Raw genomic sequence first — 16,721 nt, 5'->3', positions numbered from 1 at the left:
CCGTAAATAAAACCTTGATTAACAAATGTGCGGTTTACGCAGCGTTATTCTGATTAAAAGCACAGGAGTCTACCCCAAGCACGGCTGCACCACAAATCTGACTTTTGTGCCGTCGCCAAGCTTGCTACTTGCCTGCGGGCCGGCCTTTGTATAGGCTTGGCGCCTGAATTTAGTCACCTTGCCTGTGGAGCCTTGCTTTGGCCTTGTTTCCCCTGACCATTTTTTTAAGTGCCGCATTATTATTCCTGGTGCAACCGATGCTGGCCAAACAGTTACTGCCCTATTTTGGTGGCGGCGCTGCCGTCTGGACCGCCTGCATGTTGTTTTTCCAGAGCCTGTTGCTGGCAGGCTACGGTTACGCCCATCTGCTTAGCCGCTATCTGGCGCCGAAAAACCAGCGCCGGGTACACAGCAGTTTGCTGGCGCTGGCCCTGGCCAGCTTACCGCTATTGTGGCATGCCAATATTAACCCTGACGTGCTGCTCTCACCGCTGGCTGCTATTTTGCTGCTGTTAAGCCTGACGGTGGGCCTGCCATATTTATTGCTGTCAGCCACCGGCCCGTTATTACAACACTGGTTTGCCAGCCGGTTTCCGCTGCGCTCACCTTACCGGTTGTATGCACTGTCCAATTTAGGCTCACTCGGTGGCTTGCTGGCGTATCCTTTTGTGGTGGACCCGCTGTTCAGCCTGAATGAACAGCGCCAGTACTGGGTGCTGGGGTTTGTGCTGTTTGCGCTGACATGTCTGCTGTTAATGTGGCGCGAGCTGGGGCAGCTGTCAGCGGCTATCCGCGCCGTCAGTGCCCGCCTGAATAAGCGATTTACGCTGCGCTGGCTGGCATTGTCAGCCTGTGGTGTGGTGCTGCTGCTGGCGGTAACTCAGCAACTTACCCAGAATGTACCGCCGGTACCGTTTTTGTGGGTGCTGCCGCTGAGTTTGTATTTGCTGAGCTATATTGTGGTGTTTAATAAACCGGCCTGGTATCAGCGCGGTTTATGGCTGTATCTGTTCTGCCTGAGTATGGTGTTTGGTTTACTGCTGTTTTATCTGGGCCGCCAGTTCGATTTGATTTCCCAGCTGCTATTGTATCTGACTATCTTATTCAGCGGCTGTATGCTGTGCCATGGTGAACTTGCCCGCTTAAAACCTGAACCTCAGTATCTGACAGGCTATTATCTGTTGTTGGCCGCCGGCGGGGTACTGGGCAGTGCCGCGGTTAATCTGCTGGCCCCGCTGTTGTTTGACCAGTACTGGGAGTTTTTACTGGTATTGCTGGCGATTTATCTATTACTACTCTGGCCGGATAGTGGGGCAAAGCCACGTTGGCAGCAGGGCTTATGGCTAACTGGCGGCCTGTTATTCGGGCTTAGTATTATTGGTCTGGAATGGCAACTGGGCCAGCATAATGTCTACAGTGAACGGAATTTTTATGGCAGCCTGGTGGTGCGGGATCTTACCATCATTGATGAGGCAGGCAACGGCCAGCAACAACGCCAGCTGATAGACGGCACCACCAGCCATGGTGCCCAGTATCTTAAGCAGCCACTTTCCGGCACTGCCCAAAGTTATTACCGGCCGGGTACTGGCGCCGCACTTGCTCTGCAGCATTTTTTACCGGCAGCACCTACCCGTAACATTAGTCAGTTACAACAGCGCCGCTATGGCCTGGTGGGGCTGGGTGCCGGTGCGCTGGCGGTCTATGGCAGGCCGGGTGATAGCATGGTGTTTTATGAGCTGAACCCGGCAGTCATTAAGGTCGCGACCGAGTATTTCAGCTATCTGGCTGATAGCCCTGCAACGGTTGACATTGTGCCAGGGGATGCCCGCTTAACCCTGGCAGCACAGTTGGCACAGCAAGGTAGTCAGCAGTTTGATGTGCTGGTACTGGATGCCTTTAGCAGTGACAGTATTCCGCAGCATCTGCTGACCATTGAAGCCATGCAACTGTACTGGCAGCACTTACAAAGCGATGGTGTGCTGGCAGTGCATGTGTCAAATAATTATCTGGATTTAACCAGCTTGCTTCGTAATCAGGCGGCAACCCTGGGGCTTGCTGCCTATTTTATCGCAACCGAAGCGCAGGGGATTAACCCGGCAGCCCAGTGGGTGCTGATTACCGCCAACCAGCGTTTTATCAGCCAGCCGGTTATTCAGCACGCACTAAGCCCCTGGCCATCGCCGCTTAATCCTGACGTTAGCTGGACAGATCAGCGTAGTAATTTATTGCAGGTGTTGAAGTGAAGACAAAGTTGGCAGCTGATGCAGAAGTGAGTGGGGGGTAAGGTTCGCGAAACTATATGCCTGTGGGGATAAGGGTGCGGGGGCTGATGTACTTACGTAACAGCAGCATGGATGCTGCGCAGGCTGAAGGGGCACAGGGATGTGCTCCTTGAAGCCGGTGAAGTAAGTATTTTCAGCCCTCGTGCCCTGGCCGGAGTGCTGTGTAATTAAGTACACCAGCTACCCAGCCTCGCAAGTAGGGTGGTTGCCGGAGTGCTGTGTAATACCGCACACCAGCTACACTGCCTCGCAAGTTAGGCTTATGACTCGTCGTCTTCCACCATCGTCATCAGTGAGGTATTACCGCCCGAGGCCGTAGTATCAATACTGATGGTTTTCTCGGTGATTAAGCGCTTAATCAGCGTATCGTAATACTCAGCACTGATCACCGGCAGGATTGCCCCCTCACGTTTGGCCAGTTGCTGGCTGAAGTAACCTAACCTTGATGAACGGGCAGCTACCACCGCACCGGCTAAATGCGGGTGGGCCAGAATAGCCTGCAACTGATCGGGCCGGGCTACCTGGAATACACCTTTGGCGACCCCTGTGGCAATAAACTTATCCCGAAACGCCTGGGCTTCATCGTAAAACAGCTCGGAGGCAACGGTAATAACCGTATTACCGGCAGCCAGCGCGGTAATGATAGAAATTGCCCAGAAATTAAACGACGTACTCTTATCGGCGTAGCAGACAACGCAGCCGCGTGGCTCATAGTGCAGGGTGTTCGACTCACCGGTCGGCCCCGGCAATACTTTGGGCTTACGCATATGTTTTTCCAGCCGGTTCAGCTGGGCCCGCGCATCCGCCAGGGTAGAGCCTAAGTCGTCTGCCAGTTCATCGATAATATCTACTGTGGCAATTTTTGCCAGTAACTGACGAACCACCGATACCCGGTCATTCAGCTTGGTAGCGCGCCATTTCTTCTCATCCCGCAATGAATTTTCCATCAGTTGCTGCACCTGAGCGTCAGCATCAGCAGTATGGTGTAAATCCAGCTCATCCGGCGTCAGGTTGGTCATCTGCACGTTTTCCGGCGAGGCTTGCTCTTTTACCAGACGCAGTAAATAGTTCGGGCCACCCGCTTTAGGGCCGGTGCCCGACAGGCCACGACCACCAAATGGCTGAACACCAACAATGGCGCCAATCATATTGCGGTTTACATAAACGTTGCCGGCGCGCGACATTCTGGCCAGGTATTCACAGCGCTCTTCAATCCGGGAGTGAATACCCATGGTTAAGCCATAGCCTGTGCCGTTAATCTGGTCGATAACCTGATCCAGATCTTTCGCCTTAAAGCGGATAATATGGACGATTGGCCCAAATACTTCGCGCTTTAATACCGATAAGTCTTTAATTTCATACAAGCGCGGCGCAAAGAAATAGGCACCGTTTTTGCTGTTATCCGGAATATCGCACTGATAGTGCAAAGTGGCTTTGTCTTTCAGATACTCAACGTGATCTTCCAGGTTTTTCAGCGCCTTGCCATCGATAACCGGGCCAATGTCGGTGCTGAGCAGTGCCGGGTCGCCAACATGCAGCTCCTGCAATGCGCCTTTTAGCATAGCAATAATGCCATCGGCGACGTCTTCCTGAATAAAAAGCACTCTGAGCGCTGAGCAGCGCTGGCCGGCACTTTGAAAACCAGAACTGATAACGTCGTCCACCACCTGCTCGGGCAGGGCGGTTGAATCAACAATCATACAGTTCTGACCGCCGGTCTCGGCAATCAGGGGTACCTGAATGTCGTTGCGGTTCGCCAGGGTCTGGGCGATCAGGGTGCCGGTATCGGTTGAGCCGGTAAACATCACGGCCTGAATGCGCGCATCAGGGACGATGGTTTTGCCTACGTCGCTGCCGCGGGCAATCACTGCCTGCACCACATGCTCTGGCAAGCCGACAATACCCATCAGCTCAATGGCACGCAGCGCAATTAAACTGGTTTGTTCGGCTGGTTTGGCGATAACAGTGTTGCCGGTAACAATGGCTGCGGCAACCTGACCTAAGAAAATGGCCAGCGGGAAATTCCACGGGCTGATACATAAAATCACGCCGCGTGGTTCGAACCGTTCATCTTTGGCAAGCTCTTCAGCGCGGGCAGCGTAGTAGCGGCAGAAATCGACGGCTTCCCGTACTTCATCAATGCCGTCCTGAGCCACTTTACCGGCTTCTTTAATACAAATGGCCACCAGCTCATCGTGATGACGCTCTAAAATATCGCCTATCCGGCGTAGCAGGTTGGCGCGCTGGGCAATCGGCGTTTGCGACCAGTCAGCAAAGGCTTTATCAGCATTACTGAGCAGCTGTTGCATCTGATCAGGGCTATGCATGGTGACATGGCCAATAATTTCCTGATGATTGGCCGGGTTTTTCACCGGTACTGCGCCGGTGGGTACGGTATCGTCGCTGATTACATGCGTTTCAAACCAACGGTCGAGGTTGGCTTTAAACGGCATCAGGCTATTGATGTCGGTTAAATCCAACCCTTTGGAATTGGCCCGCTCTGCGCCGTATAAATCCAGCGGCATTTTAATCTGGGTATTGTATTTGTTACGCAGGCCCTGCAGAGTTTCTACCGGATCCGGCAGCAACATTTCCACTGGCTTGGTGGTATCAACAATAGCGTTGACGAAAGAGGAGTTAGCACCATTCTCGAGCAGGCGACGAACTAAATACGCCAGCAGATTTTCATGCTCACCGACCGGGGCATAGACCCGGCACTGAATTTTTTCAGAGCTGACAATCTGATCGAACAGCGATTCGCCCATGCCGTGCAACCGCTGAAATTCAAAGCCGGTGTTATCACCTTTGGCCACTTCTAAAATGGTGGCAGCGGTGTAAGCATTGTGGGTAGCAAACTGCGGGTACAGCACATCACGCGCTTCCAGCATTTTAATCGCGCAGGCTTTATATGAAACGTCGGTTGATGCCTTGCGGGTAAATACCGGGAAGTGATCCAGGCCATCCTGCTGGGTGGTTTTAATTTCGGTATCCCAGTAGGCGCCTTTAACCAGCCGTACCATCAGCCGGCGGCCAACTTTACGGGCCAGCTGGGTCAGCCACTCAATCACAAATATGGCGCGTTTCTGGTACGCCTGTACTGCCAGGCCGAAGCCGCTCCAGTCGCCTAAATCCGGATCGCTGAAAACGGCTTCAATAATATCCAGCGAAATATCCAGCCGGTCAGCTTCTTCGGCGTCAATGGTAAAGCCAATATCATATTTTTTAGCAATTAATACTAATTCTTTAAGCTTGGGGACTAATTCAGTCATCACCCGATCACGGTGGCTGAATTCATAACGGGGGTGGATCGCTGATAATTTTACTGAGATACCCGGGCTTTTAATCGGACCACGGCCTTTAGCGGCTTTACCAATGGCATGAATAGCCGTTAAGTAACTTTGATAATAACGATCGGCATCGGCCATGGTACGGGCACCTTCTCCCAGCATGTCGTAGGAATAGACGTAGCCTTTTTTCTCGGTATCTTCAGCACGGTCAATCGCATCATCAATGGTTGTGCCCATCACAAACTGCTTGCCCATAATCTTCATGGCAAAGTTAACAGATTTACGAATAACCGGCTCGCCCAGGCGTCCCAGGGTTTTTTTCAGAATACCAAATTGCTCTGCTTTACTCTGATCAGAGTAGTTAACCATTTTACCGGTAACCAACAAGCCCCAGGACGACGCATTAACAAATAATGATTCGCTGCTGCCTAAATGCGAGCTCCAGTTACCATTGGCCAGCTTGTCACGGATCAGCATATCCTGGGTTTTTTTATCCGGTACCCGTAGCAAAGCTTCGGCCAGACACATCAGCACTACGCCTTCTTCGCTGGACAGGGAAAATTCGTTTAACAAGGCATCTATACCGCCCTGACCATCCTGATCTTTGCGGATATTCAGAACAATTTGCCGTGCCCGCTCCCAGGCCCGGCTGCGCGCTTTCACGCCCACTTCGGCCATTGGTAATAACATGTCAATGATTTGATTTTCATCAATCCGGTAATAGTCACGGATTTTTTGTCTGATGGGACAGTTGGTAGTTAAATCACCAGTAAATAACATAATAAACCCTTAACAAAATGGCGGTTGAAGCGCAGTGCTTCAGCCGGCTGGGTGGCACGAAAGCAAGCGTGCATACTAATCAAAATGTAGCAGAATGTGCTGGCTTAATTGGGCTGTTTTTCCCTAGTTTACAGGGCGCAACTGCAATTTAGCCGTATAAAATGCTGCCGATCCTGTCAGAATGTGCAGAGCACCAGCGTTGCTTCAGGTTTACTGGCTGATCGGATTACATCTGACTACAGTAATAAGCCTGACAGTGTTATACGCTGCAAGTTCAGGAATAGACACCAACTAAGGTTTGCTAATGGATAAAATTCGTCGGTATTTCACACTCTTATTCATAGGTTCAGTGCTGTTTTTAAGCGGCTTTGCATATGCACAGCAAGGCCAGCCACCAACCCGTCAACAGCCGCCGCAGGGCTTTTTGTATGGGGTGGGAGTTGGCATAAATCAGGAAATTTATCGCGGTTACAAACGTCGCACTATTCCACTGCCATTAATTGGTTATCGTGGTGAAAAACTGTCGGTATACGGCCCTTTTGTCAGTTATCAGTTGTTGCAACATGCTGATTTGACTGTCAGCGCTAAACTTGCCCCCCGCTTTGCCGGTTTTGATGAATCTGACAGTAATGTGTTTGCCGGCATGGCTAAACGCAAAAGCTCACTGGATGGTGGTATCGGCTTGCAATGGCGTAAGCAAAGCTGGCTGGTAGAAGCGCAAGTTCTGCACGATTTACTCGGCAATTCCAAGGGGCAGGAATCTGAGCTGAGCGTAGCTTATGGGTTGCGGTTTGGCCCGGTGCAACTGGAACCCAAACTGGGTATCAGCTATTCCGACAGCAAACTGGTCGATTACTACTACGGCGTGCGCCTGAATGAGGCAACCGCTAACCGGATGCCCTACAGCGCCAAATCGGCATTTAACTACAACGCCGGCATATCGCTAAGCACCCCGGTATTTTTTGGTGGCATGACCCGGCTGGGTATTGAACACCATTGGTATGACAGCACTATCAGTAATAGCCCGTTAACTGATCGTGACACCGGGGTTTCGGCATTTTTATCCTGGTCGAAGTTTTTCTGAGTATGTTATCGGTATTTTTCTGAGCAGGGAGCCGCAGTGATCAAGCATATTGTTATTGTTACAGACATTTTTGGCCTATGCATTGGGCTGGAGCAGTTAGTGCAGGATTTAGCTCAGGCGGGGAAAAATCAAACGGATGCGGATCAAACGGCAGGCAGCAGACTAAGCATCACGGTTATTGATCCGTTCCAGCAACAACGGCAATGTTTCAGTAACGAGCAACAAGCCTATGCGGCCTATACCGAGCAGTGTGGTCACGATAACTATGCCAGTACGGTAGCCAGAGCCATTGTGCAGCCGGCAGATTTGGCCATTGGTTTTAGCGCCGGTGCCAGTGCGTTGTGGCGGGCGCTCTCCACGCCTGCGGCTGCTAACATCAAACAGGCTATGTTATTTTATCCTGGGCAAATTCATCAGTATCTGAAGCTGACACCCGACATTCCGGCGAGCATTATATTTGGCGCCAGTGAGCCGCATTTTAATGTGGATGCCATGCTGCAATTATTGTCACAAAAGCCATCTGTTAGTGCCTGTAAAACGATGTATCAGCACGGTTTTATGAACCAGCCATCAGCCGCTTTTAGCGAAGAAGCCTATCAGCATTACCTGAATGTTATAAAAGAAAGGTCGGGCGGGCTACTTAATACTCCCACCAACACTGCTGCCACCACTGCAGAAACTCGGTGAAATCAATATAACCATCGCCGTTTTTATCAATAAGTTTAAAGCCCTCATCGACATGGCTGGCTTTGGTTTTCGGTGCCAGTACCGTCAGCAGTTCAATAAATTCAGTAATATCAATCTGGCCATTGCCGTCACGGTCAAAAAATTCAAATTCGCTTTTAATTTCTGCCTGTTGTTGGGCAGTTAATGTTTCGGTACTCACGTTCCTTGCCTTATAAATTAGTCAAATTCCGGCCCAGTGTACTTGGCGCAGAAATTTCTGTCTACGCCGGTTGCTAGCTGCCTCCGGTTTGGCGACATCGGGCAGGGACTGTTATGCTTTAATGATATTTTTACTCTGACGACCCGGGACAATCTGACAGGGGGCAAACGATGCGTACTCGGTTGAGCCGCAGGCATAGCTTGAAATTACTGGGGGCAGCAGTCGCTGCTGGCTTTTTACCCTCTTTGCCTTTCATCGGCGCACCGGTTTTGGCAAACCCGCCTGAGCCTGGCAATAGCCCTATGCTGAAAAAAAGTCTTGGCAATGCTGACACAACCCTGCCGGTTATCGGTATGGGTACCTGGCGCACCTTTAATGTTGGTAGCGATCCGGTGTTGCTGGATGCCAGAACCCAGGTCGTTAAAGCCTTTTTTGAGCACGGCGGTGGTCTGGTAGACTCGTCGCCGATGTACGGCTCGGCCCCTGACGTTATGGGCTATGCCCTGCAAAAGCTTGGCATACCCGACAGCCTGTTTTCGGCAGAAAAAGTCTGGAGCCCGGCAGGTGGCTCAGCGCGTGAGCAGGTGGCTGAGCTGAAAAACCGCTGGCAGGTCGAGCGTTTTAATCTGGTACAGGTGCACAACCTGACCGACTGGCGCGAGCATCTGGCCGCATTACAACAAATGAAAGCAGAAGGTAAGCTTGGTTATATTGGGATAACCACGTCGCACGGCCGTCGCCATCGGGAGCTGGAACAGATTATGACATCACAGGATATCGACTTTATTCAGCTGACTTACAATATAACGCACCGCGAAGCTGAGCAGCGTTTGCTGCCATTAGCGCAGGAAAAAGGCATAGCAGTAATAGCCAACCGGCCTTACGACGGTGGCAGTTTGATTAAAGGCATTCAGCGCCGTGGCGAGCGCTTGCCTGACTGGGCTAAAGCGGAGTGCGGTTGCACCACCTGGGCCGATTTTCTACTGAAATTTATTGTCAGCCACCCGGCGATCAACTGTGCCATTCCGGCAACGACTCAGGTAGTGCATATGCACGAAAATATGGCCGCCGGTAGCGGCCCTATGCCATCAGCGAGCGCACGGCAGCGGATGCAGCGTTACGTTGCTGCCTTATAAATGGAAGCACGATAAACGGAGACACTAAAAAGGAGGCGCTATGAGCGGCGGGGCGGGCTATCAGTTACAGCAATTTATCCCCTTTAGCCATGATGTTTATCTGCGGTTATTAGAGCGGATTGGTGAAACTTACTGGCCCTGGCATATTGCGACGCTGTTGCTCGGTGTAATAGTGCTGCTGCTGGCACTGCGACATAAAGCCAGAGCCGGCAGCATGCTGCTGGCACCACTTTGGCTGGTTGTCGGTGTGGCGTTTTTTCTCCGCCACTATGCTGAGCTGAACTGGGCCGGTAATTATATTGGCTATGCTTTTATCGCCGAGGCGGTATTACTGCTGTGTATTGCGCTAAGCGGGAAAGGCCTTGCTGAAAAAGCACCCGACAAACGGCCAATGGTCATTATTGGTTTGGCTCTCGCCTTAACCGGGCTGGTGGGCTGGCCCTTTATTGGCCTGTTAAGCGGCGACTCCTGGTATCAGGCGGCGGTGTTTGGTATTTATGCTGACCCTACCGCTATTGCTACCCTGGGCCTGCTGCTGATAATGCTAAGAGGCTGGCTGTTGTGGCTAAGCGCCATTATACCGCTGCTGTGGCTGGTGGTCTCAGGCCTGACCTGGTGGGTGTTGCTGACGTTTTAGTTTTAGTGTACCTGCATCGGTACCGGATACAACGCTCTTTCTCACTCACCGGGGCAACTCGCCCATTGCTTTGCAGCAGGGGCTCAGACACTCCCCGGCTCCTTCAAAAGAGGTTCTATCTCTATATGAGAAGCCAGTACTTGAGAGAGAACGGCTGGAACCCCGTTTTGGTCGACACAGAGTGTCTGAGTGAGCGGAAGCGAGCGAGTTGCTGTGGCGAGCCAGGGCGGGCGTTGCAGCTGTTCTCCCCCCCAAATGACGGATACAACACTTTTCCTTTAAATCTCAGCACTTCCTCATCTTTTGCTCATGTATTTTCAGTCTGGTCAGGTCATGCTGCAGCTTTGGCAATCATCAGGAAATACGCTATGCAAACATCTGAACCTAAAAAAACATTCTGGCAAAACCCATGGCGAATTGCAGGCTGGGGGCTGATTGTCAGCTTGTTACTGCTGCCGCTAATCGCTATGCAATTTACCGCGGAGGTAAACTGGACCGGCTTCGACTTTGTGGCCGCCAGTATTCTGCTTGGTGGCACCGGCTTATTAATTGAACTTGGCTGTCGCTTTAACCGCAGTGGTGCTGGTCGCGCTGGTTGGGCAGTAGCCGTATTAACCTCGTTGCTGCTGATTTGGATAAACCTGGCAGTGGGTATAATTGGTAGCGAAGATAATCCGGCTAACCAATTGTATCTTATTGTTCTGGCATCGGTGCCACTGGGCGGATTATTGGTGCGCTTTAAAGCTAAGGGTATGAGCTATGTGTTGCTAATTACAGCCGGTTTGCAAATCGCAGTAGAAGTAGTAATCCAGGTCGGTGGGCTGGGTGCTGCGCCGGTTATCAATGCGGCTTTTGCGCTGTTATGGTTATTGGCAGCGGGGTTACTACGAAATGCTGGTACAATACTCGCCGCAAGCGCGGCTTCTGATGCATAATAAAGCCATTGTAATGCAGCCCATCGGGCTACATAAGCCGGGAGTAGTTTGGTCTTATGACGGCACAGCGTTATTATTTTGCCGATTTTGTGTTGGATCCGGCACAGCGCCAGTTGTTGTGTGGTAGCCAGCAGCTGGAGCTAAATGCCCGTTATCTGGATGCGTTAGTATTACTGGTGCAGGATGCGGGCAAGCTAATCAGCAAACAGCGGTTTTTTGATGAAGTCTGGCAGGGCACGGTGGTAACTGACGAAGCACTTACCCAGTGTATTCGCAATTTACGCCGTCAGTTGCAGGACAGCGCCTCCGCCCCCCGTTTTATCGAAACGGTACCCAAACATGGTTATCGCTTTATTGCCGCGGTAAGCTGCTCAAGCCCGGCTGCAGCAGCCGAACAATCCTCTGGGCAGCCAGGCAGGCGCCAGCTGCTTTGGCATTTAACCGGGCAGGGAGCATTAGGGGCTGCGATAGCCGGGCTGATTGGCGGTGGGCTGTATGGGCTGGTTGGCGCAGCACAGGCGCTGGCAACCGGTAGCCAGGCGCTTTCGGTATTGCTGGTGATGCTAACGGTTACCACGCTGATTGCAATACTGGCCGGGGCAGCGGTGTCATCCGGCCTGGTGTTGGCAAAAATGTGGCTGATCAAGTCGCCGGGGCAGCAGCAAAAGCAGCTGCAGCTCAAAAAACTCGGCTATCTGTTACTCGGTGGTGGCGCCGCTGGCTTATTAATCGGTGCTTTTGTCAGCTTATTGCTGCAGGAAACCTTTTTGTTATTTCTGGGGCGCAGCCCGGCGCATATTACCGGTGCCACCGAGGGGTTAATAATTGGCCTGGCGGCAGGCATAAGTTACTGGTTACTGTTGACTGCCCGTCGCTCTGCCAGCCGGCAGCGTTTTAACTATGTTGCTGTGTTTCAGGCAGCGGTGCCCGGTTTGCTGGCAGGTTTACTAATCAGCCTTGGCGGTGGGGTGTTGCTGGCAGGCAGTCTGGCGCAACTGGCGACAGAATTTCCGGATGCCGCCGCCGCTGGCTTGCTGGCGTTGGATGGCTTTAGTCCGGCACAGGGCTTCAGCACGGCGCAGGGGTTCAGTATCTCAGGCATAGTCAGCGCGATGCTGGAAGCCGGCTTATTTACTACCGGCCTGACTCTGGGATTAACATCCCAACCGCTGCGGGGATAGCCAGCGCGCCTGCTTTTTTAATCGGCAAGCTCATCTGTCAGCTCCTGCACCAGCGGGTCCATAAGTTGGTAAACCCAGACAGTCTCACCACTTTCAAGCGGTAATTCTACCCGTTCATAGCGCACACCCAGCCGCTCATAGCGGTCCAGCGCTCTAAGCTCGGTGCCGCTTACGGTAATAACCTGACCTTTGGTAACCGCCCCGGGTGCGGGCTTTATATCCCGCGCTTCTTGCTGATAACCGGGCAGGGTTGCCGGCACGCCTTTGCCGGCACGGCCCATGACCAGAGCGCGCACCCAGGGCTTTTTCAGCGTGCCGTAGACGAACACCGAATAGCTGGCGTTGTCGTCTATTTCAGGCAGCGCAACGGTTGGCTTATAACCAAAAGGGCTGACAAAGGTCAGCCACAGGTAACCGGTCAAGATGATAAAGATGCCAGATAACAGCAGCAGGCTAACTTTGATTAACTTTTTCATCCGGCGGTCAGATCACATCCATTTAATAATGCCATGTAAAAAGCTTTGTATCGCTTCACTTGAGCCTATTGGGATCCGTAAGAGTCTGATCAGAACTAAACTGAACCCTATGAAGGTTGCCAGGTGGCGAAATTTTCCAAATTTAATAACGAAAAGGCTGAATACCAGCAAATAGATTATCTCAGTACTGAGCAATGGCAGCACAGGAGTGAATTTATCTGGCGGCATAACACCTCGCCAGAATACAATCATTCCCCTCCCTAATGCCGGCGCAATCATAAAAAATGCACTGCAAATCAACCACCACGCATGTTCATCAATTATGTGGCGATTAAAAATGGCTTTTGATACGGCAAATACAAAGGCACACATCATTAAAAACTCGATAACCAATGTGCCGTAGAAAAAGGCAATGGGCGGCCCGGGTCTGGTTGGGCTATAAGACTGAATGATTTTTAGCGGCACATCTAAAATGCTGATGCCGCTTGCTACTACCGCACCCGCTATAAAAAAACCAAAGATACCAAGGGTTCTGTGGTTGGAGACTTTGCCATGAACGATTAAATAAGGTTGAATAATCACCAGCAGATACCAAAGCGTCACCGCCCAGTAATGGATATGAATATTCCAATACACCGCATTTACTTTCGCCCAGTAGAAATTAAAAATGCCGAATTGCGCGATAAGAAAGGGTATGAACATCCATATGTAGAGTTTTCGGTATTTATCCACCGGTGTCCTCAGTGTCGGGTAATTCTTTAGCCACATTAAGTGTAGTCAATCAATTTGAAGATGAAAAATAATTGGCCAGATTAATTTTACCTTATCAATATCGTCTGACACGCTATGGTAGCAATAAGACTAATCATTTATCGTTGTCTGGGGCGTGTTGACAGCGTTATCACAACCGCCATGGTAAAGTAGCTTTAACACGAACAAAGAAGGACTTACAGTGATAAGCGTGACCGATTTATGCTTCCATCGCCAAGATGGCGATCAAGTTCACACTTTGTTTGATGGCTTTAGTTTTAACATAGCAGCGCAAGAGCAAGTTGCCTTGCTTGGCGACAGTGGCTCAGGTAAGACGACCTTACTGCATTTATTAGCTGGCCTGCTCAGCCCTGATAGTGGTCAAATTGAGGTCAATGGCGAGCTTATTTCTGCTTACAACGAGCAACAGCTCGCACATTATCGCCGTAAAATAGGGCTTATTTTTCAGCATTATCAATTGCTTGAATGTCTCAGTGTTAAACAAAACATTTTATTTCAATATAAGCTCAATTTCCCCCGGCAAACCCCTGCAGAGCTGAACACACTGGTTGAACAACTGGGGTTAAGCAACAAGCTAAATAAGTTACCCAGCCAACTTTCAGGGGGCGAGCAACAACGGGTCGGCATTGCCAGAGCGTTGCTTAATCAACCAAAACTGATTTTAGCCGATGAACCCACCGGCAATCTTGATCAGGCCCGCTCGCACCAGGTCGTCGAAATGCTGACAACTTTGTGTAAAGAACGCCAAATTAATCTGGTTATGGTGACGCACTCACAACAGTTGACCCGCTATTTTGATAGCGTAAAAGTGTTGGCTAACGGCCAGTTTAATGGCTGAAATTAAGCTTATTTTAACCACGCATGTTGCCTATTTCCGACGTCATCCCTGGTTGTTATTATTGTTTATCGTTGGCTTGAGCTTAGGCAGCGCGCTACTTACCGCCATTGCCGGGCTTAACCAGGAAGCCAAAAATCGTCACCAGAAGTCTTCGGCACTGATTGATGCGACAGTCAGTCATATTGCAAAACCGCCAATGGGCCAGCAATATATCGACGGTAAAGTATGGATAACCCTGCGCCAGCAGGGCATCACTAACGCCCAACCGGTTTTACGCGGCAAGCTAACCCTGGCTTCCGGTAAAACCCTGTATCTGCAAGGCATAGATAGCCTGATTTGGCTGACCCAACAAGTACCGGTAAGCGCTCCTCAATCAGGCAATAATAGCGATACCGGTTTTGCTTTTGACTCCATCATGATAGACAGCAAAACGGGCGCCAGATTGGCGCTTAATGGCAACAGATTAGCGCTTACTGGCAACACGCTGCAGCTTGCCAATAGCCCGCATACTCCAAATTTCACTCTGGTGGATGACATTGGCATGTGGTCGATTACCGATATTGCTTATGCTGATATGCTGCTTAAGGCTAACGGCCAAATCAGCTTTATCGAATTCGTTGGCCTGACGCCCGGGCAAATTCCCAAAATCGAAGCCATTCTGGCTTATGATGCAAGATTAGTTGCCGCTCAGGAGCAAGATTTTGATGCCTTATCGGAGGCTTTCTTTTTTAACCTCGCCGCACTGGCATTGCTTGGCTACATTGTGGCGGCTTTTTTAAGTTTTAATGCTATCAAGCTTGCTATTGCCGGTCGGAAAAAGCTCCTTACGCAGTTTACTCTTTTAGGGTGTTCGCCAAAGGCCATTCGCCTGGCCATTGTCATTGAGTTTACCTTAATGAGCTTTTTAACGGCGCTACTGGGCAGCATGTTGGGGTTTGTTATTGCCAATGCACTGGTGCTTGATATCAACCGCACCCTGGTGGGGCTTTATCAACTGGAACAAGCGCTTACTATCAGCTGGCAATGGCAAACTCTGGCGCTGGGTTTTGTGGTCAATCTCGCCACTATGGTACTTATGCTACTGCCCCAAAATCTGATAGCCCAAAATCTACTGACCCCAAAAAACAGTCTGCAAAATAACAGTCGCTTAGTCTTTTATTCAGTTTTAGCTGCTGTCATGGCGGCCATTGGTTACTTTTATTTCAATGCTCAATCTGAATTCGAGGCACTGTTACTTTGCTTCTTTATTATCTTGCTGTTTGTGCTGATCACACCCAAATGCCTGCAAAGCTTACTTAGCTGCAATAACCCGTTCGGGGATCCGTTGTGGCAGTGGTTGTATGCTGACAGTAAATTGCAGTTGCAAGAGTTGCGTATTGCCATAGTGGCGATTTTGGTAGCGCTTGGCAGTGCCATTGGCATGCAGATCATGGTTAAAAGCTTTAGTAACACGCTTAATGCCCATCTGGAACAACAATTAAGCGCAGACATATATATTCAGGTCGAACAGTATCAGCCCGAACTTCGGGCACGTCTGAAAGCAGATCCTGACATCAAACGGGTTGGCATCTACATGGCGGGCGATGGTTATGTAAATCAAGTACCTGCAACGCTTGCTAGTTTTGGTACAGGACAGCAGTCATTTGCCCACATTAATCTGACTTCTGGTGACGCGGTCAATGCCGGACACTTTGCCAACAATGGCTGTATTGCTAACGAGCAAGCCCGCATAAAATATAAGCACCAGCCAGGTGACATGGTGGCATTTCACCAAAACCAGCATATCTTTGAATGTCGGATCTCGGCTTTTGCCTACGATTATGGTAACACGGCTTTAAGCCTTATTACCGAGGAACAAACGCTGCAAGCGAGCCCATTACACTGGCAAGTGTATGGTTTGTCTGTCACGTTAAATGAGCAGATCACAGTAGCGCAACTGACCGAGCGACTGATTAACGATTATCAGATTGATAGCAGCTATATCACTGAGAACAAACGCTTTAAAGAAATAGCCAACAGGCTGTTTAACGACACTTTTAAGGTCACAAAAGTATTAAATGGCTTTATTCTCGCCATTGCCTTAGTCAGCCTCTGTATCAGCCTGCTGAGCTTAAGTGCCCAGCATGCAAAGCAATTGGCCGCTTTAAATAATTTAGGCGTCGATGCCACTCAGTTGCAAAAACTAAAGTTGGTGCAAACAACACTGTTAGTGGGTTTTACCTGCCTGTTCGCATTGCCATTAGGCTTCGCCCTTGGGTTTGCGTTATTAAAATTTGTGATGCCTATCGCATTTGGCTGGACTATCCATTTGCATGCAGACCTGCCAGCGCTGTTAAGTACCTGTGTGTTATTGCTGGTTGCTGCTATGGTATGCGCCTATCTGCCCGTTAAGCAACTTACCGCCAGTTTGCATCCAAAAAGGCATTAA

General features: G+C 50.5%; 13 protein-coding genes. 9 read left to right on the top strand and 4 right to left on the bottom strand.

Features of this window, described 5'->3' with window-relative positions:
* The first annotated feature begins 197 nt into the window (after window positions 1-197).
* Window positions 198-2,243, top strand: coding sequence for a fused MFS/spermidine synthase (locus R3187_RS17405; protein WP_318968336.1), 2,046 nt, complete (start codon window positions 198-200; stop codon window positions 2,241-2,243).
* A gap of 299 nt (window positions 2,244-2,542) precedes the next feature.
* Here R3187_RS17405 and putA read toward each other — a convergent pair whose 3' ends face one another.
* Window positions 2,543-6,349, bottom strand: a complete 3,807-nt coding sequence (gene putA, locus R3187_RS17400) for a bifunctional proline dehydrogenase/L-glutamate gamma-semialdehyde dehydrogenase PutA (RefSeq protein ID WP_318968335.1) — start codon at window positions 6,347-6,349, stop codon at window positions 2,543-2,545.
* Between the two features lie 304 nt (window positions 6,350-6,653).
* Between putA and R3187_RS17395 the strand changes: the two genes are divergently transcribed.
* Both R3187_RS17395 and R3187_RS17390 read left to right on the top strand, forming a co-directional pair.
* Window positions 6,654-7,433 (top strand): MipA/OmpV family protein, encoded by a 780-nt coding sequence (locus R3187_RS17395; RefSeq protein WP_318968334.1) that lies wholly within the window; start codon window positions 6,654-6,656, stop codon window positions 7,431-7,433.
* A 36-nt stretch (window positions 7,434-7,469) separates the two neighbouring features.
* Window positions 7,470-8,120, top strand: coding sequence for a hypothetical protein (locus R3187_RS17390; RefSeq protein ID WP_318968333.1), 651 nt, complete (start codon window positions 7,470-7,472; stop codon window positions 8,118-8,120).
* Here the strand turns inward: R3187_RS17390 and R3187_RS17385 are convergent.
* On the bottom strand, window positions 8,074-8,319 hold the full coding sequence (locus tag R3187_RS17385; RefSeq protein WP_318968332.1) for an EF-hand domain-containing protein: 246 nt from the start codon (window positions 8,317-8,319) through the stop codon (window positions 8,074-8,076). The genes R3187_RS17390 and R3187_RS17385 overlap by 47 nt on opposite strands.
* A gap of 170 nt (window positions 8,320-8,489) precedes the next feature.
* Between R3187_RS17385 and R3187_RS17380 the strand changes: the two genes are divergently transcribed.
* The 4 genes from R3187_RS17380 to R3187_RS17365 all read left to right on the top strand — a co-directional run bounded on the left by R3187_RS17380 (window position 8,490) and on the right by R3187_RS17365 (window position 12,208).
* Complete coding sequence (locus R3187_RS17380) at window positions 8,490-9,455, top strand: aldo/keto reductase (protein WP_318968331.1); 966 nt, start codon at window positions 8,490-8,492, stop codon at window positions 9,453-9,455.
* Between the two features lie 40 nt (window positions 9,456-9,495).
* Entirely contained in the window at window positions 9,496-10,092 is a 597-nt protein-coding gene (locus tag R3187_RS17375; RefSeq protein WP_318968330.1) for a DUF6064 family protein, read from the top strand.
* A gap of 368 nt (window positions 10,093-10,460) precedes the next feature.
* Complete coding sequence (locus R3187_RS17370; protein WP_318968329.1) at window positions 10,461-11,027, top strand: hypothetical protein; 567 nt, start codon at window positions 10,461-10,463, stop codon at window positions 11,025-11,027.
* Between the two features lie 56 nt (window positions 11,028-11,083).
* Window positions 11,084-12,208: a transcriptional regulator gene (locus tag R3187_RS17365; protein WP_318968328.1), complete on the top strand. Its 1,125-nt coding sequence runs from the start codon at window positions 11,084-11,086 to the stop codon at window positions 12,206-12,208.
* 17 nt (window positions 12,209-12,225) lie between these two features.
* Here R3187_RS17365 and R3187_RS17360 read toward each other — a convergent pair whose 3' ends face one another.
* Window positions 12,226-12,684: a gamma-glutamylcyclotransferase family protein gene (locus R3187_RS17360; protein ID WP_318968327.1), complete on the bottom strand. Its 459-nt coding sequence runs from the start codon at window positions 12,682-12,684 to the stop codon at window positions 12,226-12,228.
* A 12-nt stretch (window positions 12,685-12,696) separates the two neighbouring features.
* A complete protein-coding gene (locus R3187_RS17355; RefSeq protein ID WP_318968326.1) occupies window positions 12,697-13,416 on the bottom strand; it encodes a hypothetical protein in 720 nt (239 codons plus the stop codon).
* A 220-nt stretch (window positions 13,417-13,636) separates the two neighbouring features.
* Between R3187_RS17355 and R3187_RS17350 the strand changes: the two genes are divergently transcribed.
* Entirely contained in the window at window positions 13,637-14,293 is a 657-nt protein-coding gene (locus R3187_RS17350) for an ABC transporter ATP-binding protein (RefSeq protein WP_318968325.1), read from the top strand.
* Window positions 14,286-16,721 carry an ABC transporter permease gene (locus R3187_RS17345; protein ID WP_318968324.1) on the top strand — a complete coding sequence of 812 codons (2,436 nt, stop codon included), beginning with the start codon at window positions 14,286-14,288 and terminating at the stop codon, window positions 16,719-16,721. The genes R3187_RS17350 and R3187_RS17345 overlap by 8 nt, the downstream gene beginning before the upstream one ends.

The sequence above is a fragment of the Arsukibacterium sp. genome (assembly GCF_033721375.1).
GTDB lineage: Bacteria > Pseudomonadota > Gammaproteobacteria > Enterobacterales > Alteromonadaceae > Alishewanella.
The sequence above is the reverse complement of the archived record's forward strand: the minus strand, read 5'-3'. Positions and strand labels throughout refer to the sequence as shown.